This is a genomic window from Streptococcus suis, assembly GCF_024509555.1.
Classification (GTDB): domain Bacteria; phylum Bacillota; class Bacilli; order Lactobacillales; family Streptococcaceae; genus Streptococcus; species Streptococcus suis_AD.
In genome coordinates this window covers 1-19,816 of sequence record NZ_JAMWEL010000008.1, presented here as the reverse complement: position 1 = coordinate 19,816, position 19,816 = coordinate 1, and the positions used below count along the sequence as shown (strand labels likewise).

Here is a 19,816-nt window from a genome sequence, read left to right as displayed (position 1 = left end):
ATTTTATCATTGTAACCGCTTTCTGTCAACTGCTTTTTTTAAAATTTTTTGTCGTTTTTCCTTCAAGATAGGAAATCGGTAGAGTGACTTGTAGGGGGCGCTCCCTTTTCTCAATAATGTCGACTAAACAGGCAACTGCTTCTTGGGCCATAGCCTCCAATGGCTGACGAATGGTGGAAAGTTCTAGAGAGCGTTCACTTGCTAACTGAATACCGTCATAGCCGATTACCTGCACATCTTCTGGAACCCGTCGTCCCAGTTTTTCCAAAATAGAAAGGGTGTCTAAAGCTACGAAATCATTGATGGTGAAAATAGCGTCAACCTGTGGATTGTTAATCAGAAACTCTTCGACTTGACCAACAAAGTCATCATATGGCTCTTCCAAGTCCAAAACATGACAAGGAAAACCTGCCTCTAAAATCCGCTTTTCAAAATAGATTCTGCGCTTCTTGGTTTCATTGATTGTTTTATTGTGCCCACCGATAAAGGCAAAATGACGACCTCCTTTTGCTATCAAGGTATCCGCTGCCAGCTCCGCACCAGCTTGGTTGTCCGAGCTGACACAGGGAATAGCCTTGTTTTCATAGGTGCGATCGATACTGACAAAGGGGATATTGGACGATAGGTAATCGTCAATCGGGCTATATGTGATAGCAATAATTCCGTCCACCTTATTTTGTTGTAGCATAGTCAGATAATCCAGTTCCCTTTTTGGACCAGAAATATTGCAAAGGAGCAACTTGTAATTTTTCTTACTCAGTTCCACTTCAACATGATAAGCAAATTCTCCAAAAAAAGGATGCCAAACTGTCGGAATAATCAAGGCGATGGTTTCGGTTTTGTTCTTCTTCATGCCACGAGCATAAACATCTGGAATGTAATTCAATTCCTTAATAGCAGCATTGACTTTTTCAAGCGTACTTTCCTTAATACCTGGCTCATTGTTGATAACTCTTGATACAGTCCCAACGCTTACACCAGCAACCCGCGCTACATCTTTCATGGTAATTGATTTTTGCTCTGCCATCGTTTGCTCCTTTCTATTTTTTGAAACGTTTCAATAATTTATACTAGAATATCATTGATAGCGTTTTCTGTCAAGAAAAATTGACTTGTTCGCAAATAAAAACACCCAAAAAGCTTGAATGATTCCAACTTTTGGGTGCTGTTCGAAAATCTATTCTTTTTTTATTTGTACATCTTCTTCATTGGGTGTTTGGCAAGCACTTCTGGGTGATTTTCGAGTGCAGCTCTGCCTTTTTCCGTGAGGGCATAACCTCGGACGGTAAAGTAGGGAGCCAATTTTTCTTCTGTCAAATTGTCCTTGAGGGCAGTGTCAAGGTCTGCCGCCTTCATCTTGGACAGGCCTGTCACACCCTCTACTTTGAGGATATTCTTCTTGGCAGTCGAGGTGATATGATCCAGCGAATCAAAGGCGGTTTCAACATAGGCATAGCCGTCCGCAATCAACTGCTCCATGTGAGCAGGACCGTTGATGCCATACATGTACTCAAAGTACTTGGAGTAGGGCGTGGTTGTTTCAAAAGAACCCAGGCTAATCCGCCACAATAAAATAATATCTCCAGGTAAGATTCCTTCTTGCAGACGAACCATATTGCGTTTTGGCACTGGCTTGGCTTCTAAGAGCCAAGTTGCCAGGTCGCGTTCTGGGGAGATATAGGGCTTGACCTCGTGGTCCTTATACATTTCTTCAATACGTTTTTCTACTGACATGTTCAACTTTCTCCAAGGGTATTTCTATCAGCCTGATTGGTTTGATTGACCAAGACAGTTGACTGATAAACTCTTGCTATTATACACTATTTTGTAGATTTCAAACAGAAAAGAAACCCTAGCTCCGATTAAAACCTAGGAATCGGGTCCCCTGAAAGTGTAGGGTTCCCCTGTCGCCCTCAGCCAAGAGGGCATATTCATCCGAGCGAACTCGAAACTCTTGCCGTTTGCCTTCCCATTCAAAGGTCACATAATAATTGGTCCGTGCCATTTCATTGCCAAAGACATGGGTCCGTTTGGCAACCAGCTTGGCTGTACACGTTTCTCTTGGTGACTGATTATTACGAAGCCACTCCGTCGTATTTTTGAATATCTGAAAACAAACGGTTCCTAGTATGAGTGTCGCAAGAGCGTAGAAAAACAACATAAACAAACCTGAACTATTGACTAAATCTTCCATACTTAACTGCTCCTTTTTTACTAATAGTATATCAAATTATCCACAAAAATCTATAGAAATTTTGTCACTTCGGCAGAAAATTGAAAATTGTATGAAATCATGGTAAAATGAGCATAATTTTACGTTTCCCAGAAAGGATTATTCATGAAAAAACGACTATTTTTTGCTCTTGCATCCACAATTTTATTAACAGCCTGTGCAAGCAATTCCACTACCAGCACTGAGCAATCAAGCTCATCTAGCTCCAGTTCGACTCTGGCAACCACCACAGACACAACTGCGTCTAGTAAGTATGCAAAAGACCTAGCCTACGCCATCAACAATCCCGATGCTAGCTTTCCACAGCTATCTAGCGAAGTTGCTGACAACGAGGCAGCTGTAAAAATCAAAACGACCGAGGGGGACATCACTATCAAACTCTTCCCAGAGCAAGCACCATTGACTGTGGAAAACTTCCTGACCCATGCCAAAAATGGCTACTACAATGGCACTATTTTCCACAGGGTTATCAAGGATTTCATGATTCAAGGAGGAGACCCTCTAGGAAATGGTACAGGTGGTGAATCTATCTGGGCTGGAAAGGGAACCACTATCGACGCCGGCTATGGTTTCAAAGATGAGATTTCTGCCTTCCTCTACAATATACGCGGTTCATTGTCTATGGCTAATGCTGGCGCAGGAACCAACGGCAGTCAGTTCTTCATCAACCAGAATACAACTGATATGTCAAGCCAACTATCATCTTCAAAGTATCCAACAAAAATCGTTGAAGCCTATAAAAACGGTGGAAATCCAAACCTAGACGGCAAGCATACCGTCTTTGGACAAGTTATCGAGGGAATGGATATTGTGGATAAGATCGCTGCTGTCGAAACAGATAGCAGTGACAAGCCTAAAACAGATGTCAAAATTGAATCGATTGAAATTGTTAAAGATTACACCTTTGAATAAAGAAAACCCAGCCGCCTGGCTGGGTTTTAAACTTGTTCTAAGAAGGCAATCAGGGTCTGGGCAGAACGCTCTCCTGCTTGAATGATAAATTCATCAAAGGTAATATTGGCATCCCCTTGTGCTGTATCGCTCATGGCACGGATGACTAAGAAGGGCTTGCCTGTATTGACAGCCGCTTGGGCGATGGCCGCTCCCTCCATCTCCACAGCCAGAACTTCTGGAAAATGTTCCTTTATGCTGGCGATCTTATCTTGACCGGCAATAAAACTGTCACCGGTCACAATCAGACCCTGATGACTGGTTATTTCCTGCTCTGCCAAAACGCCTGTTAACTGTTCTAACAGAACTTGGTCAGCTGGATAATACAATTCCTGCCCTGCCATTTGCCCATAAGCGTAGCCAAAAGCCGTCACATCAACATCGTGGTAGGCCAAGTGAGTGGCTACAACTACGTCTCCGATGGCGATTCCGTCAGCCACTGCTCCTGCTGAGCCCGTGTTGACAATGGCATCCACTGCAAAGCGGTCCGCCAAGATGGCCACCGACATAGCTGACATGACCTTGCCAATGCCCGACTGGACAAGCACTACTTCATGCTGACCAATTCGTCCTTGGTAATAGGTCCGACCCAAGACAGCTACTTCTACTTTGTCTTGGAGATGCTCGACCAAAATCTTCAGCTCCTGTGGCATGGCTGCGATAATTCCAAATTTCATGATTTCTCCTTAAATAAACAAGACAGCAATGATAAATACAATCAGTAAAAGAATAACCCAAAAGAGAATTTTGTTGACTTTTCCCCGAAATTCTTCCCGTTTGATGGTTTCAATTCTACGACTTTTGACTACCGAGGGTTTGACAGGAATGCGGATGGTCTGCCCTTCCTCATAGCCTTGGTAGTCTTCATCTAAAATAGGGTCAAAAATCTTTTCATCCATGGATACCGTTTGCTTGGGACTAAAATGTCCAAAACGTTCATCAGTATCCGCCTCCTGCATTTTTTTCACTCGTTTTAGTATTTCATCCGTTAACAAGGGCTTGCCCACTGTTATCTCCTACTTTCTCATGAGTTGTAAATATTGAACCGCCATAATAGTCTTGGCATCACAAATATCTCCACTTGCGACCAAGTCCAAGGCTTCTTCTAGGGTCACATAAGACAGTTCGATAACCTCATCCTCATCCATGGGACGAGGGTTTTCCACTTTAACCAAGTTATCAGCTAAATAGAGGCGAATACGCTCATTGCAAAAACCGATAGCAGAGTAAAAATCTGATAACAAGGTCAGCTTGTCACTGGTATAGCCTGTCTCCTCTTCCAATTCACGCAAGGCAGCATCTTCCAGCGTATCTTCTTCGCCTAGTTCCAACTTGCCTGCTGGAATTTCATAGATAGCGCGCTCGATAGCCTTTCGATATTGTTTGACCAAAATCATCTTATCTTCTGGAGTAACTGCTAAGACGCAAACCGCTCCCTTGTGAAAAATCAGTTCACGCTTACCAGTCCCACCATTTGGCAAAGTCACATCATCGACGACGACATCAAAGATATGACCCTTGAAAATCTCAGTACGGTTGATGGTTTTTTCTTCAAAATTCATAGTGTCACCTATTTTTGGCTTGGGTGGAATGGGAAGCGGGTCGCATAGCCTTCCTTGTTTTCCTGACGACCACGACCAATCCCGATAGCATCTTTTGGAATGTCTTTGGTAATGGCAGAGCCAGCAGCAAGCAGGGCATTGTCACCGATAGTTACCGGGGCGATGATGGTTGAGTTTGAACCGATAAAGGCATTGTCGCCAATGGTAGTCTTGAATTTGTTTTTACCATCGTAGTTGACAGTAATAGTTCCTGCACCGACATTGACATTGCTGCCGATAGTTGCGTTACCCAAATAAGTCAAGTGACCTGATTTGGTTCCCTCACCCAGTGTCGAGGCCTTGACTTCCACAAAGTTTCCAACATGGACATCTTTTTTCAGATGGCTGTCTGGACGGATATGAGCATAAGGGCCTACTGTCACACCCTCTTCGATAACCGATTCTTCAATATCTGAGTTACTAATGACTACATCTGCAGCGATTTTAGAATCACGTACACGGGTGCCATTTGTCAAGACAGTTCGCTCACCGATAATTGTTTGACCTTTCAAGACAACGTTGGCTTCGATAACTGCTTCTGCTCCGATTTCCACATCGATGTCAATATAAGTCGCTTCTGGATTAACAAAAGTTACTCCGTTAATCATGTGTTTCTCATTAATCCGCTTGCGCATAACCGCCTCTGCAGTCGCAAGTGCAATGCGGTCATTAACTCCCAAGCTTTCATCAAAGTCTTTGAGGACATAGGCCCCAACTTTTTCGCCAGCCTGACGGAAAATCGAAATAACATCTGTCAAATAGTACTCACCTTGGGCGTTGTCCGTATTGATATCCTTAAGAGCTTCAAACAAACGCTTGTTGTCAAAGAGATAGGTTCCAGTGTTGATTTCCTTGACCTGTTTTTCGAAATCGTTGGCATCTTTCTGTTCCACAATCTTCAAGACTTCGCCGTCTGCGTTGCGGATAATACGACCATAGCCGAAGGGATTGTCAGCTTGTGCAGTCAAAATTGTCGCAACATTTTTATGGCTGATATGGAAGTTAATCAAGTTTTTCAAGCTCTCACCTGTAATCAGCGGTGTGTCACCTGCAATGACCAGTGTTTGTCCTTCCAAACCTGCCAAAGCTGGCTCAGCCATCATGACCGCATGACCTGTTCCCAACTGTTCAGATTGGAGGGCAAATTCTGACTGACCTTCTAAAACAGTCTGTACCAATTCAGCCTTGTGACCGACAATGGTTACAGTCTTGGCAGGCTCCATGGCATCCACAGCCCGCTTGACATGCTCCAACATGGTAATTCCGGCTACCTTATGTAAGACCTTTGGTAAGTCAGACTTCATGCGAGTTCCCTTACCCGCTGCTAGAATAATTGCATAGTTATTGCTCATAAATATCTCTCTTTTCATTTGTATATGACCCTATTATAGCAAATTTTGTGTTTTTTGGAAAATGGCAGAAGTGTGCCAAGTTTTATGTCAAGCAAAAAGGAGCCTAAGCTCCTTATAATCTTAATGAAATAGCTGAAACCCTCTTTGGTCATCTGCTCTTGCTTGCTCCGTCAGGACTTTAAACTCCTCCCAGACAGGGCGTTCTTGGTCTGTAAAACGCAGATTGGCGCCAGGCAAGCTAGCATTGGAAATGGCCTGAACAAAGCCTGACAAACTGGTTGCCAAAGCCACACCGTCCTTACTGGCCACATCTTCCTTGGTCACAAGCAAGGCTGACTGCAATTTCTCCGTCAGTTCTTTGCCGATTGTTTCCTCTTTTCCAGACAGAATGGGAGAAAGCTGATCTAATAACTCAATGACACGTTTTTTATCCATTGCAAACTCCTTGGTTTTGTTTTTATATTATTATACTATAAATCAAAAGTGCTAACAAGGAAAAACTTACATTTTAGGGTAAACTAATTCAAATTCTTCACAGACAACCAGCATGTCTTCTGAGAAGGTCAGACCTGCTTCGGCCAGCCAGATAGTGAAGAGTTCCTCATGGACCTGTCGCCAGTGGATTAGACTTTTCGCTCTTATGTCAGACAAGTTACCTCCCTGACGGAACTCGCCCTCCTTATAGGCATGTTCTTCCGTCACTTGGGAAAAGGGCGTCACATAGACCTTGGTAGTCTGGATAATGCACACAGCCTGACCTTGTCCGTCCAGAATGATGTCATAGCCACCAGCTGTTGGGATTTCTTCTCCCTCTACTGCGTAGAGGGCATGAGCAGAGCTGGTTGAGGTTTTGATGCCTCTAGCCACCAAATCAGCCAGTCGATCCGCTTCCGCCCCAAAGACCCAGGCCTCTGGTTCAGGACCTGCTTGGGGATTGATAGCAAGAAATTCTTGCCAGAGTTGTGTTGGTGTCATAGTTTTTCCTTCCTAGACTGCCATTCCTCCTTAGTCAGTAAGCTCACGCGTTCGGTACGGATCTCATCAATGAGCGAGAAATAGACATCTTCCAAGACATATTGGTAAACAAAGCCCAGTTTTTCTTGGACACGAAGAGACTTGGTATTGCCTACAAAAGCACGACACCAGATTTTCTCTAAATTCAATTTGGAAAAGCCGTAATCCAGCAAAACTTGACTAGCCTCTGGCACCAATCCCTGTCCCCAAAATCCCTGCCCAAGCCAGTAGCCTAGCTCAGCTTCTGAGTCAGGCAAATCAAGACCACCTTGTTTACCAAGCATGAGCCCGATACTGCCAATCACCTGTCCTGTTTCTTTGAGAACAAGGGCGTAGGTTTCGGGTTGGCTAAGGACTGTCTTGATAATTTCTCGACTTTCTTCCACACTCTGATGAACAGGCCAACCCGCTGCAGGACCAACTTCATGATGACTGGCCTGAGAAAATAAGTCAGCTGCGTCTGTTTCACTCCAAGGGCGGAGCAAGAGACGATTGGTTTCTAACATCATAACATTTCCTCCCTACTTCAAACTCCAGCCACCATCGATGGTGATGATCTGGCCTTGCATAGAGGCGAGTTTACCAGAAGCCAGCATGAAGGTCAGCTCTGCTATTTCGCTGGGCTGACTCCAGCGTCCGATAGGGGTCTGGTCTGCCACCCAGTCCGCTAGACCACCAGGCTCAAAGTCCTTCTGGGTCATGCCTGTCTGAACGGCACCTGGGGCGATGCCGAAGACCTGGACCTTGTCCTTGGCATAGTCCAGAGCCAGCTGCTTGGTAAACCCTGCCAAAGCATGCTTGGAGGCGGTGTAGGCTGAGCCTCCTCCACCTGCTAGGCTGGAGGCAATGGAGCACATATTGATAATGATGCCGGACTGTCTGTCCACCATTTGCTGCAGATAGGGACGAGTTAGTCTAGTCACCGCAAAAAAATTGACCGCGAAGATGCGAGCCAATTCATCCTCCTCGATATTCAGGTGGGGACGATAATCGTCTAGAATGCCTGCGGTGTTACAGAGGACATCGACTGACTGGCACCAGGAAAAGACGGGCGATAAATCGCCTGTCAGGTCCAGCTGTAGAAAGTGGAAATCGCCTGCCAAATCAGGCTTGCTAGCCTGATCAATCCCGAAGACACGCCAGCCATTTTCCAAAAAAATCTCCGCCTGCGCTAGTCCAATGCCGCTGGAAACGCCGGTGATGAGGGCTGTCTTAGTCATGGACTTCTACCCAGTCGGTCGCAAGGACATCGCAAGGGGTCGGGCTCCACATGGAGAAGCCTTCGCCCTCGCCTGTCACGTTGATGAGGAAATAGGGCGTCGCCTCCAGCTTTTGCCCGTGTACCTCAATGGTGTCAAAGAGCTGGACGTAGTTCTCCGCGCCACCCCAACCTGTGCGAACGTACTTTTTCTTGGCCTTCAAGCCTGGTAAAATCTCTTCAAATGTCATTTTAAACTCCTTTATTCTTCTATTTTTCAATCATTATACCAAAAAATCGCTTCTATTTCGGTTTCCTCACCAACAAAACCGCACTTCCAATCCAAAAGGCCATAGCTGGCAGAATGAGCAAAACCAGATTGAGCCAAACTGGAACGGTCATGACCATATTCACCACACCGCCAGCAATCATGAACAGATAACTAGGCATAAAGACATAGCGGACCAACTTTTCCTTTTGGAAAAATAGCAGAGCTAAACCGAGAATGGTAAGTGGTACTGCAAGCCCCCAGCCAGTCAGAACCAGGTCAGGTTCCTTGGGGATTGCCCAAAGACGAAGGCCACAAATCAGGAGGAAAAGAAAGGGAATGCAGAGAAAACTTGCCCAAACCTTGATTTTGCTGGTCTGGTAAATCAAACCGCGAATAATGAGGAAAATCCCTGCTGGTAGGAGGAAACTGAGAGCCGTGTCACACACCAAGCCCAGCCAGTTGAGCGAAATGGTGCCTGTCCCTGCAAAATCCATCAGCCATTGGCTGCCGAGGTAGATGATCAGCATGAGGCCGCTTAGGTTTGCGACTTCCATGAAACCAATCGGAGGGAGGTAGCTGAGTAGGTCGTCTGCCATTTGCTTGCTGTCTTTGCCCAGAAAATCCTCCGCCGAAAGCCCGTCTTTTTGGGCTTCCAGAACATCTTGGTAAATGGATAAAAGCTGGGCAGTCACTGCTTCTTCCTGCCTGTGAAAAACAGAGGCAATCATCATATAACCATTGATACGGCCCATGTACTCCTTGTTTTCCTTGGTCAGCTGGCTTTCAATCACTTCAATTTGCTTGCGGTATTCCATTTGTTTGCTCATCTTATTCTCCTTTCACTTTCTCCACTTTTTCGACGAGTTCTCCCCACTGGATCCAAAAATCGTTTAAGTAGATCTGCCCTTGGTCCGTCAAATAAAAATACTTCCTGTCTGGTCCGTCTGGTGAAGACTTGTTTTGGCTGAAAATTAAGCCATTTTTTTCTAACTTCTGAAGGAGGGGATAGACTGTTCCCCCGACCATGTTTTCAAAGCCCTGCTTTCTCAACTCCTGGACCAACTCATAGCCATAAATTTCCTGTCGGGCAATGACCTGCAAGACACAGCCGTCTAGGACACCTTTGAGCATTTGGGTTTCTTTCATAAGCCCTCCTCATCATCTGTAAAAAATCCAAACAGTAAGCCTGACACTAACATGATACCTAAGATCAAAATAGAATCCAAGGTCCAGCCAGTTATAATGGCCGTCACAAGCGTGATGCCTGCCACTTCCCAATCTTCTCGTCTCATCTTGTCTAATTTCATCTTTAATTTCCTGTCTAATTTGTAATACATACTAGTCTTATAAAAATAAAAGCGATTTTCTTTATCTTCTATCACTAGTTTGTTTTACCTATTAGTTTGGTATCTATAGTCTAACACAAGGTAGCTAGTATGTAAAGCAAAATAGTGGAAAATGAGTAAAAAAATCAACACTACTACTCAAAGTTTGTGTCAACATCTCAGCGCAGTAGTTGATAACTCCAACAATCTGGGAATTTGTTGGAAGTTGGAAATAAAAATTACGGTAGCAACATATCTAAAAACATATAAAAAACTTGGGTTGCCCCAAGTTTAGGAAATAATTTGTTTGTAAGACCGTGTTGTGATAGCATATACCACTAGGTAAAGGAGGAGATAGCCACCACAGATGCCTGCTGTCACCTGCAGCATAAGCCCTGCATTAACCACACCGATAGACAAAAGTATGGATGATAGCATCTTGTAGGCAAAGGCTAGGTGGACAAAGGCAAGTAGGATAGGCAGGAAAAAGACGGTCAGCAACTGCTTGCGAATGGACTGTCTCGTCTGATCCTCATCCAGACCAACCTTGATCATAATGACGAAGCGGTCTCTGTCTTCATAGCCTTCTGAAATCTGTTTGAAGTAAATCACCAGCACTACCGCCATCAAAAAGATAAGTGAAAGCAAGAGGCCGATGAAGAAAAGTGAACCAGCAAAACTAAAGAAGTTACGTGTTGCGTAGGCACGATAGGCGAGACTAATGGCGTTGGTTCCATCAGGCAAAATATTGGAAGACCACAATTCGCTTTCAAAAGTACCAGATAAGAAAGTCTCTTGGCTACTTACTTGTTCTTCTTCTGATAGACTGCTTTCAAAGCCCATATAATAGCGATTCTCAGCTTGATTTTCAAAAACAGCCAAGTCTTGAACAACAATGACCAGATACTGGCTGAAAAGGAAGGAACTATGGTCTGGTAGATGTCCTAAAGTCACATTCTTGGGCAAGACTTGGACAACTTCCATTTCCTTTTCATCAAAGGTGAGGGTTTGACCAGCTTGATACTGGACTCCCTTACTAAAAATTACCACTTGGTCAGATGCCAACTGGAGTTTTTCTCCCGTCATCTTTTCATAGCTGGCTTGATTAAGGACAAAACCGATCCCCAATCGGTCAGAGAAATTCATACCAGCGGCTTCTTCATCCGTCAAAAATCTTACTTGCTGGTTTGTTACCTCAGAAAAATAGGCTTGCTGGTAAGGATAGCTCACCCTACTTTCAACAGGAATATCCTTCTCTTCTAAGATAGCATCCGTCCACTTCTCCCACTTCTCCGTTTGATCTTTTGAAGTGGTTGGTTGCATACCAACATCAATCGAATAGTCATTTGGATTTTGATTGGCAATATAATCCTTGCCACCGATGTAAATATTGAGTCCTCCAACCATGGTCACCAAAAACATGCTAGAGAGGATAGTAATGGTCGCAAGGCCCAGAGCATTTTTCCGCATACGGAAAATCAAGTTGGATACAGAAATAAAATTCTCAGGCTTGTAGTAATAGGTCTGACGGTTCTTTAGCCAGTTTAATAGACTGATAACACCTGCGTGGAAGAGCAAGTAGGTCCCAAAGATAACCAGAAGAGTCGCTCCAAAGAAACTTGGAATAGCTGTCAGCGGACTGGTCACCAGCTGGGCAATGGCGTAGCCTGCCCCCAATAGGATAAGGGCTAAGAGGGTTTGTAGCCAGAGGAAGCCCGTTTTCTTGTCCCCTCGCTTTTTACCCTGAACCAGTTTGAGAGAGTCGGTTAATCCCAATTTTCCAATATTAAATAGGCTGACCAAGGCAAAAATCCCAAAGAGATAAATAAGTACAGTAACCAGACTTTTCAACTGGAAGGTTGAAGCCAGGACCACAGGCATCTGCATGACCTTGAGCAAAAGGGCGTAGAAGAGTTTATCTAGAGCCAAGCCCAGCAACAAGCCTGTCAAAATACTACTGGCTGCAAAAACTAGATTTTCTAGAAAAGTCATCAGGAGGTGGTGTTTTTTCTCCAAGCCTAGAATACTATAAACACCGAACTCTTTTGACCGCTGCTTCATGACAAAACTATTGGCATAGAAGACCATGATGGCAACCGCCAACATGACCACAATCATACCGAAGCCCAATACCATGGTTACCCCATCGGCTCCCTTGACCTGACCTAAATCAGGATGAAAGGCAAGCGATGCAAAAATATAGGCAATGGCTGTTGAAACTATAGTCATTAGGGCATAGGGAAAATAGAGCCTGCGGTTCTTTTTGAGATTGGTCAGAGCCAATCGAACAGTTAGTCCAAACATACTACTCACCTCGATTCGCCATCAGTGTCAAGGTATCTGAAATCAGCTGATACATCTCCTGACTAGTCCGCTCGCCACGGTAGATTTGATTGTATAGAATACCGTCTTTGATGAAGAGTACTCGTTTGGCACGACTGGCCGCTGCAGTTGAGTGGGTCACCATCAGAATGGTCTGCCCCTGCTGGTTTATCTGCTCAAAGATATCCAGCAAGGTTGCAGAGGACTTGGAATCTAGAGCCCCTGTCGGCTCATCCGCTAAGAGGATTTCTGGCTGGGTGATGATGGCACGCGCCACCGCAACCCGCTGCTGCTGACCACCCGAAATCTCGTAGGGCATCTTGTCTTGCAAGGTCGCAATTCCCAGACTATTAAGCGTATGAATGAGTCGCTTGTTCATCTCATCAATCGGAAAACGGGATAAAACCAGAGGCAAGAGCACATTATCCTTGACAGAGAGGGTGTCCAAGAGATTGAAATCTTGGAAGACAAAGCCCAATTTCTCCCGACGAAAAGCAGCGGCTTCCTTGCTCTTGATAGACTGGGTATCCAATCCGTTAAGCAAGACCTTGCCCTGCGTTGGCTTATCAAGGGTCCCCAAAATATTGAGCAGGGTGGACTTACCAGAGCCAGACTCACCCATAATAGCGACATATTCACCCTTTTCCACTGTAAAATGAATATCCTTCAAGGCCTCAACCTGACCCGCCTTAAAGCGAGAACTATATATCTTTTGAACGTGTTGTACATCTAAGAGTGTCATTACTACAACCTCCTTTTCTTTTTCTACCCCCATTCTAGCTCATCCTCCGACAGTCTGCCATAGCCCTAGCTTTCATTTGCGTGACAGTTTTGTAAGATTAATCAAAAATCAACTCCGCCTCTTTGATACCGATTCGTACCTCTGTTCCCCGACCCACTTTTGATTTTAGCTTTAGGGAATAGCCCAGCTCCGCTGCAATTTTCCGTGAGAGATAAAGCCCCAGACCCGAAGATTGCTGGGTTCTGCGACCATTGAAACCTGAGAAACCACGCTCAAAGACTCGTTCCAAGTCACTCTCAGCAATCCCAATTCCCGTATCGCGAATGACCAAATCATCCCCGTCTAGAAAAATCGAGATGCTTCCCCCCTGACAATACTTGAGGGCATTGGATAAAATTTGCTCAATCAAGAGGCCCAGCCAGCGTTTGTCTGTCTTTACGCTCCTATCCAGCTGCCCCAAGTCCAAGCTGGTATTGGCCTGAATGAAAAATAGGGAATATTTCTTGACCAGACTTCTGACCAGCTCTTCCAAATTAACAGATTCGATAACCAAATCATCATGAAAGGACTGTAAACGCAGATAGTTCAAGACCAGACCTGTGTATTGTTCTATCTTAAACAATTCCGATTCTAATTGATGACGAACTGGACTACTATCTACTTCCTTGACCAAAAGTTGACTGGCTGCAATCGGCGTTTTCATCTGGTGGGCCCAAAGGGTGTAGTAGTCATCTAATTCTGTCTGTTCCTGACGCTGTTTTTCTAAGATTTGCTTGTTCTGGACTTCTAGTCGCTCCACTTTTTCCTGCAAACAACGTTCACTGGCTGTCCCAGTGGCTACTTTCTGACCACGCCAGATTTTTCCAAAGCGGGAAAATTCCCTGACAAAATCCCAGAGGAGGGCGAGGAGCCAACAAATACTCAGGAGGATGAGAGCATAGCGAGCCAGGTCCCTCTCAATGTCAAAGACGCTACTGATAGCCAAAATGGTCGCAGCAAAAAGGCAGTAGCTGGCCAGAAAGATCCAACGATGACGGAGCCAAGTGGGTAAAAATTCTGATACTAGTGAGCCAAATTCATCCTTATTCATGTGTCCACACCAGGCCGTAGCCCACTCCTTTCTTGGTGGCAATCAAATCTGGCAAACCCAGTTCTGCCAACTTTTTACGCAGGCGAGCGATGTTAACCGACAGGGTATTGTCATCCACAAAAATATCGCTGTTCCAGAGTTCTCGCATCAGCTCCTCACGACTGACCACTTCCTTACCATGCTCAAAAAGCACCCGTAAAATCTGAAATTCATTTCGTGTCAACTCCTCTACAGCCTGTCCATAAGACACCTGCATCGTTTTCAAATCCAAGGATACCTCTTCAAACCAGAGTAAACTTTGTTCACCCACGAAATCGTAAGTTCTCCGCAAAAGCCCCTGTATTTTGGCTAGGAGAACCGTCATTTCAAAAGGCTTGGTCACATAGTCATCCGCCCCCATATTGATCGCCATAACTATATCCATTGGCTGGTCATGGGAAGACAGAAACATAATGGGCACACGGGATGTCTTGCGAATTTCCTGACACCAGTAATAGCCATTGAAAAAAGGCAGGCCAATATCTAGTAAAATCAAATGGGGCTGGAAATCGCTTATTTGGTACAACACCGTCTGAAAATCTTGGACCTCTTGAACCTGATAACCCCAGTTTGTAAGGTTCTTGGCAACTAATTGACTGATAATTCGGTCATCCTCAACCAGAAGAATTCTCTGCATAACAATTTCCCTCTCTTACTATATACTATTTATTATAGCCTAAATTTCAGTAAAAAAGGGGGATTTTCTACATTGCCAACCCAGATTTGTCATTCCACACATATTTCGTTATACTAGAAGAAAAAGGAAAGGATTACCATGCCAAATTTATTAAATTACATAGAAGAAAGTCAATACGACAGTTTTTACGACCAGCCCCTGAACAAACTGGACATTTTGGCCCTGACTGAGCTTTCCTACCTGCCTTTTGACAAGCTTGTCCCCGCTTCTTTTACTGAAAATGGTATCCGACTGGATCATCTGGCTGAGCATTTTGAAGCAACTTATCAGAATGACTTCCCTCCCTTTTCTATGGTGACCAAAAATCGCCTAGCCTTATTTGCCCTTCTTGCCAAATCCATACGCTTCAAGTCTATCAAGGCATTTGGCTTCGTTGACGATTATCAGTTGGACCAAGAGCAACAATTCGCCGCCATTAGCTACCGCTTGGACAGACAGACTGTCCTGACTTGTTTTAGGGGAACAGATGACACTATCATCGGTTGGAAGGAAGACTTCCAAATGACCTATATGGATGAAATTCCTGCCCAACGTTCTGCAAGTGATTATTTGGAGAAAATAATGTCCAGTCAAATGGAGAATTTCTATATCGCAGGGCATTCCAAAGGTGGCAATTTAGCCCTTTATTCCGCAAGTAAGCAGTCCTCAGATTTACACGAGCGAATTGTGGCTATCTATCCCTTTGACGCACCGGGACTCCATAAAAAGCATTTGGAAGCTCCTGGCTACCAAGCCATTCAAAATCGGATTTACCCCCTCATTCCACAAAATTCCATCGTGGGAATGATGTTGGAAACACCTGAAAATGCCCAAATTGTTCAGAGCAACACCATCGGGCTTCTCCAACACATCACATTTTCTTGGGAAATTGAAGGAACTGATTTCAAGTCAGCCCCTGCCCTAACCAGCGACAGCCTTCAAACCGACCAGACTTTAAAAACCTGGACTGCTAGCCTAACGGATGAAGAATTGAAAGATTTCTTTGACCTCTTTTTCGGGATTTTCATCCAAGCAGGGATTGAACGGTTCAGTGACATCACGGTAAATCCCCTACAGAAATTACAGGAAATGGACCGATTGAGAAAAGAATTATCTCCTCAAGAGGCGGACATGATGGACAAACTCATTCGGCTACTCTTTGACACCCGCTACCAAATTTGGAGGGACAATATTAGCACTTCCATTCCAAGCCCTGAAATCTCTCTGCCAGATTGGCGGAAATTGTTCCAAAGACTTACACCTGAAAACAAGGAAAACTAGCTCAACCACCTGAGCTAGTTTTCTGTATCGAATCTTCTTAAAAACTGGGATAGTTTTTCTAATCCTTTGATTAGAGTTTCTTGTTCACAGGCAAAACCTAGACGGACATAGCCGTCACGTTCAAACCGATTACCAGGAACTAGAAGAATACCGTATTCCTGCAGAAGTTGCAAGCAAAAATCTTCCATAGGCATATCCACAGCAATCTTGACAAAGCTTGTAGATACGACAGCTGGTCGAATATAGGAAACGAGGGGTTCCTTCTCAATCCATTGGTCCAAAATTGCTAGATTTTCTTCTAAAATGCGCCGATTTCTTTTCAAAATCTCTTTACGAGATGCCAGAGCGAGTTGGGCCACCATGTCATCAAAGACACCTGCACAAATCATGGTATAGTCCCGGTAATCTCTCAGAATATCGGTTACTTGATGATTGGCAGCCACCCAGCCGACACGAATACCTGGCAGAGAATAGGTCTTAGACAGACTATTAACCGCAATCCCCTTGTCATAGACATCAATGATAGACGGCACATCCAGCTCAGAAAAGGAACGATAGACTTCATCTGATAGGATGTAGGCTCCTACCTCATCAGCAATGATCGCCAATTCTTCCAAATAAGCCCTATCCATGACAGCACCTGTTGGATTATTGGCATTGTTGATACAAATCATCTTGGTATTGGGACGAATGAGCTGACGAAGTTTTTCCAAGTCTGGCAACCAGCCCTTCTCTTCCTCAATCTGCCACAAATTCACTTCTGCTCCTAAGGACTTTGGAATATCATAGAGTTGTTGGTAGGTTGGGTAAAGGGAAATGACATGATCACCTGGCTCAATCAAACTGTAAAGAACTAGCAAGTTGGCCCCTGTTGCCCCATTGGTTTGAAGAATTTGTTCAGGAGCTACATGTTCATAGAGCTGGCTGACAGCCTCTTTAAACTCTGGCGAGCCTTCTATCCAGCCATAATTGAGCTTGGTGCCCTGCAATTTCTTATAAAAATCCTCAGGATTGGTGTCCGACAAGGCAAACAACTCTTCCAAAGTCAGGGCAGAAATGGATACTCCTGCAATGTCATAGGTAGCGCTGGTTTCGTGGACATTCAGCCATTCCTCAACGCCGAAACGTGGTAGCTTCATAAAGTTTCCTACTTCAATTTATTCTGTCACTATTGTACCATATTCTCAGAAAATCCTATAAATATTCAAATTAACAGCTGCCTATTTTCTATTTCTAGATTTTTGGCATGACATCTAAAATTCTCCAATCAACTGGAGTGTATAAAATTAACTTGCCTGATTCTAGCCTATTAGACCATAAATTGTCAAATGTATTTGATTGCCGGAATTATCAATTGTGAATTAGGATTTTAGTTTTGCAGGAAGTCTAGTGTAAAACAAGAATTCTGAGAAATGGCGGTGGACTTGAGCCCAGCCTCTGAAAATAAGACATGCAAAATAAGTCACTTCTCTAGAATAGAGGAAGGCGAATGAGGCCACGTATCAAACCTCAATCAATTGACTATAAAAGGTTGGGACAATCAATCCCAACCCTTTACTCTCTTTTAAAAATGAAATGGGAGTGGGAAAGACATCCATGATGGCTCCGCCCTCACCCACAGAATAATGAAAACGAACACAAAGCCCTCACTAGGTGTATAATCTTAGTGAGGGCTTTGTGGTTGACGAGTTAATGATGTTAGTCATCGCGGGAAAAACTAACCCACTCTACTGACGAGCACCCCAAAATATGCGATAGGCATGAGTATAAAAATACGACTAAAATTCGGTAGATAAGCTCTCTAATTTTTAGAAGGAGGGAATTGTCATGGATGTTCTCTATCAATCTTGTGCAGGTATTGATGTCCATCAAGCCAATATCGTTGTCTGTATCCTACATGGACCACTCACCTCAACTCGTCCAAAGCGTGAGACGGCTACGTTTGATACAACGACTAAAGGCCTACGTGCTTGCCACGATTTTCTCAGTCAATTTCATGTGGAAGCTGTTGGTATGGAAAGTACAGGTGTTTATTGGCGACCTGTCTGGCATGCTCTATGTGATGACTTCAAGTTGATACTCGCTCAACCAGCTCATATGAAGGCTATTCCAGGTCAGAAAACCGACAAGAAGGATGCTCACTGGATAGCCAAATTAACACGGATTGGTCTGCTTCCTCGGAGTTTCGTTCCCGATGAAACCATTCAAGAATTGAGGGAGTTGACCAGACAACGAAAACATTATGTGGAGAGTCGCAATAGAGAAACCAACCGTATCCATAAAATTCTTCAGTCAGGTGGTATCAAGCTAACAACCTATATCGAAGATATTATGGGGCTATCTGGTCGCAATCTCCTTCAGCTACTGGTTGATGGGACGCCTATTACACCTCGCATTGTCCATCAATCCGTTTACACCAGCTTGAAGAAGAAAGTGCCCCAGCTTCTGGAAGCATTGGATGGCTATTTTTCTGACCATCACCGCTTCATGTTAAAGCAGTCCTTAGAGATTTATGATTTTTATCAGAAGCAGATTGAGTTGTTGGAAGAGCGAATGAATGTCTATCTATCACAATATGAAAACCATGTAGAAATATTGGACTCCATCCCAGGCATTGATGTCATTACAGCTTCTGTTATCATTTCTGAGGTTGGAGTTGATATGAGTCAGTTTCCAACTGCTGGGCATTTAGCCTCTTGGGCAGGACTATGTCCAGGTAACAATGAGAGTGCTGGTAAGAAGCGAAGTACCAAGATTCGACACGGGAATTCCTATTTGAAGAAATGCTTGTGTCAAGCGGCCTTCGCTGTCAAAAGACAAAAAGGCAGCCCATTAGCAGAACGATATTATCAGATTCAAAGTCGGCGTGGTTCACAAAAAGCAACAATTGCACTCGCACATCAATTATTAAAAATAGCTTATATCCTTTTAAAAGAGCAGATAACGTATCCTGAATTTTTAGCACAGAAAAAGACTACTAGGGACGAGCTAGTAGCCTAACATAAAAATTTTTGGCTCTTTGTCAACTGTAGTGGGTAGATGAAAAGCTAACACCTAGAGAGGACGAACTTCGTTCTCTCTTTCTTTATGTTCAAGGCAATCAAAATCCGTTTTTTAAAGTTTTCAAAGTTCCTGAAACCAAAGGCATTTCTTTTAATGACTTTGATGAGATTATTGGTAGCTTCCAGTTTGGCGTTGGAATAAGGCAATTCCATGGCGTTTAAAACCTTGTCTTTATCCTTTAGAAATGTCTTAAATACTGTCTGGAAAATAGGATTAACAGCGGTTATTTCCTGTTCGATAAGTTCGAAGAAATGATCTGAATTTTTCTCTTGGAAATGGAATAAGAGAAGTTGATAGAGTTCATAGTGCTGTCGTAGTTCCTCGGAGAAAGACAGGAGTTTTTCCAGTATTTCCTTGTTAGTCAAGTGCATTCGGAACATAGGGCGATAAAATCGTTTATCGCTGATTTTACGGCTATCTTGTTGTATCAATTTCCAGTAGCGTTTCAAGGCTCGGTATTCCTGCGATGTTCTGTCGAATTGATTCATAATTTGAATACGGATACGGTTCATAGCACGACTAAGGTGTTGAACAATATGAAAGCGGTCGAGTACGATTTTTACATTCGGAAAAAGCTGTTTAGCAAGTTGATAATAGGGACTAAACATATCCATGGTAATCACTTTGACCTGATTTCTAACCTTTCTAGGATATCGTA

Annotated in this window: 24 protein-coding genes; 3 read left to right on the top strand and 21 right to left on the bottom strand. The window is 44.0% G+C overall.

Annotated features, from left to right (window positions below; translation table 11 throughout):
• Positions 1–25: 25 nt before the first annotated feature.
• The 3 genes from NF418_RS04890 to NF418_RS04880 all read right to left on the bottom strand — a co-directional run bounded on the left by NF418_RS04890 (position 26) and on the right by NF418_RS04880 (position 2,194).
• Positions 26–1,027, bottom strand: a complete 1,002-nt coding sequence (locus NF418_RS04890) for a LacI family DNA-binding transcriptional regulator (protein ID WP_256778664.1) — start codon at positions 1,025–1,027, stop codon at positions 26–28.
• Positions 1,028–1,188: 161 nt separating this feature from the next.
• Entirely contained in the window at positions 1,189–1,734 is a 546-nt protein-coding gene (locus tag NF418_RS04885) for a hypothetical protein (RefSeq protein WP_256778663.1), read from the bottom strand.
• 118 nt (positions 1,735–1,852) lie between these two features.
• Positions 1,853–2,194, bottom strand: coding sequence for a DUF2500 domain-containing protein (locus NF418_RS04880; protein ID WP_172000274.1), 342 nt, complete (start codon positions 2,192–2,194; stop codon positions 1,853–1,855).
• A 144-nt stretch (positions 2,195–2,338) separates the two neighbouring features.
• Here NF418_RS04880 and NF418_RS04875 point away from each other — a divergent pair, with 144 nt between their 5' ends.
• A complete protein-coding gene (locus tag NF418_RS04875) occupies positions 2,339–3,145 on the top strand; it encodes a peptidylprolyl isomerase (RefSeq protein ID WP_256778662.1) in 807 nt (268 codons plus the stop codon).
• A gap of 26 nt (positions 3,146–3,171) precedes the next feature.
• Here NF418_RS04875 and NF418_RS04870 read toward each other — a convergent pair whose 3' ends face one another.
• From NF418_RS04870 to NF418_RS04795, 16 genes are all read right to left on the bottom strand, one after another.
• A complete protein-coding gene (locus NF418_RS04870; protein ID WP_256778661.1) occupies positions 3,172–3,861 on the bottom strand; it encodes a 5'-methylthioadenosine/adenosylhomocysteine nucleosidase in 690 nt (229 codons plus the stop codon).
• A gap of 9 nt (positions 3,862–3,870) precedes the next feature.
• On the bottom strand, positions 3,871–4,191 hold the full coding sequence (macP, locus tag NF418_RS04865; protein WP_105127835.1) for a cell wall synthase accessory phosphoprotein MacP: 321 nt from the start codon (positions 4,189–4,191) through the stop codon (positions 3,871–3,873).
• 9 nt (positions 4,192–4,200) lie between these two features.
• Positions 4,201–4,746: an NUDIX hydrolase gene (locus NF418_RS04860; protein ID WP_256778660.1), complete on the bottom strand. Its 546-nt coding sequence runs from the start codon at positions 4,744–4,746 to the stop codon at positions 4,201–4,203.
• Positions 4,747–4,754: 8 nt separating this feature from the next.
• Positions 4,755–6,137 (bottom strand): bifunctional UDP-N-acetylglucosamine diphosphorylase/glucosamine-1-phosphate N-acetyltransferase GlmU, encoded by a 1,383-nt coding sequence (gene glmU, locus NF418_RS04855; RefSeq protein WP_256778659.1) that lies wholly within the window; start codon positions 6,135–6,137, stop codon positions 4,755–4,757.
• A gap of 120 nt (positions 6,138–6,257) precedes the next feature.
• Entirely contained in the window at positions 6,258–6,572 is a 315-nt protein-coding gene (locus tag NF418_RS04850; RefSeq protein WP_024403666.1) for a hypothetical protein, read from the bottom strand.
• A 66-nt stretch (positions 6,573–6,638) separates the two neighbouring features.
• A complete protein-coding gene (locus NF418_RS04845; RefSeq protein WP_256778658.1) occupies positions 6,639–7,112 on the bottom strand; it encodes an ASCH domain-containing protein in 474 nt (157 codons plus the stop codon).
• Positions 7,109–7,660 carry a GNAT family N-acetyltransferase gene (locus tag NF418_RS04840; RefSeq protein WP_256778657.1) on the bottom strand — a complete coding sequence of 184 codons (552 nt, stop codon included), beginning with the start codon at positions 7,658–7,660 and terminating at the stop codon, positions 7,109–7,111. Before NF418_RS04840 ends, NF418_RS04845 begins: the two co-directional genes overlap by 4 nt.
• Positions 7,661–7,672: 12 nt before the next feature.
• The gene (locus NF418_RS04835; protein WP_256778656.1) at positions 7,673–8,371 is read right to left on the bottom strand and encodes a 3-oxoacyl-ACP reductase; all 699 of its coding nucleotides are present in this window, start codon (positions 8,369–8,371) and stop codon (positions 7,673–7,675) included.
• Positions 8,364–8,600 carry a DUF2829 domain-containing protein gene (locus NF418_RS04830; protein WP_004194840.1) on the bottom strand — a complete coding sequence of 79 codons (237 nt, stop codon included), beginning with the start codon at positions 8,598–8,600 and terminating at the stop codon, positions 8,364–8,366. The genes NF418_RS04835 and NF418_RS04830 overlap by 8 nt, the downstream gene beginning before the upstream one ends.
• A gap of 52 nt (positions 8,601–8,652) precedes the next feature.
• Entirely contained in the window at positions 8,653–9,447 is a 795-nt protein-coding gene (locus NF418_RS04825) for a hypothetical protein (RefSeq protein WP_256778655.1), read from the bottom strand.
• Position 9,448: 1 nt separating this feature from the next.
• Positions 9,449–9,766, bottom strand: a complete 318-nt coding sequence (locus NF418_RS04820; RefSeq protein WP_256778654.1) for a PadR family transcriptional regulator — start codon at positions 9,764–9,766, stop codon at positions 9,449–9,451.
• On the bottom strand, positions 9,763–9,927 hold the full coding sequence (locus NF418_RS04815; protein WP_256778653.1) for a hypothetical protein: 165 nt from the start codon (positions 9,925–9,927) through the stop codon (positions 9,763–9,765). The genes NF418_RS04820 and NF418_RS04815 overlap by 4 nt, the downstream gene beginning before the upstream one ends.
• Positions 9,928–10,236: 309 nt before the next feature.
• The gene (locus NF418_RS04810; RefSeq protein WP_256778652.1) at positions 10,237–12,249 is read right to left on the bottom strand and encodes an FtsX-like permease family protein; all 2,013 of its coding nucleotides are present in this window, start codon (positions 12,247–12,249) and stop codon (positions 10,237–10,239) included.
• Position 12,250: 1 nt separating this feature from the next.
• Positions 12,251–13,009, bottom strand: a complete 759-nt coding sequence (locus NF418_RS04805; protein WP_256778651.1) for an ABC transporter ATP-binding protein — start codon at positions 13,007–13,009, stop codon at positions 12,251–12,253.
• Between the two features lie 97 nt (positions 13,010–13,106).
• Positions 13,107–14,099 carry a sensor histidine kinase gene (locus NF418_RS04800; protein ID WP_256778650.1) on the bottom strand — a complete coding sequence of 331 codons (993 nt, stop codon included), beginning with the start codon at positions 14,097–14,099 and terminating at the stop codon, positions 13,107–13,109.
• The gene (locus tag NF418_RS04795) at positions 14,092–14,775 is read right to left on the bottom strand and encodes a response regulator transcription factor (protein WP_256778649.1); all 684 of its coding nucleotides are present in this window, start codon (positions 14,773–14,775) and stop codon (positions 14,092–14,094) included. Before NF418_RS04795 ends, NF418_RS04800 begins: the two co-directional genes overlap by 8 nt.
• A 138-nt stretch (positions 14,776–14,913) precedes the next feature.
• Here NF418_RS04795 and NF418_RS04790 point away from each other — a divergent pair, with 138 nt between their 5' ends.
• A complete protein-coding gene (locus NF418_RS04790; RefSeq protein ID WP_256778648.1) occupies positions 14,914–16,095 on the top strand; it encodes a DUF2974 domain-containing protein in 1,182 nt (393 codons plus the stop codon).
• A 14-nt stretch (positions 16,096–16,109) separates the two neighbouring features.
• On the opposite strand, the gene NF418_RS04785 is transcribed toward NF418_RS04790, so the two are convergent.
• Positions 16,110–17,234 carry an aminotransferase gene (locus tag NF418_RS04785; protein WP_256778647.1) on the bottom strand — a complete coding sequence of 375 codons (1,125 nt, stop codon included), beginning with the start codon at positions 17,232–17,234 and terminating at the stop codon, positions 16,110–16,112.
• A gap of 688 nt (positions 17,235–17,922) precedes the next feature.
• On the opposite strand from NF418_RS04785, the gene NF418_RS04780 reads away from it, so the two are divergent.
• Positions 17,923–19,095: an IS110 family transposase gene (locus tag NF418_RS04780; protein WP_256778646.1), complete on the top strand. Its 1,173-nt coding sequence runs from the start codon at positions 17,923–17,925 to the stop codon at positions 19,093–19,095.
• Between the two features lie 47 nt (positions 19,096–19,142).
• On the opposite strand, the gene NF418_RS04775 is transcribed toward NF418_RS04780, so the two are convergent.
• On the bottom strand, positions 19,143–19,816 hold a 674-nt coding region (locus NF418_RS04775), incomplete at its 5' end, for an ISL3 family transposase (RefSeq protein ID WP_256778645.1).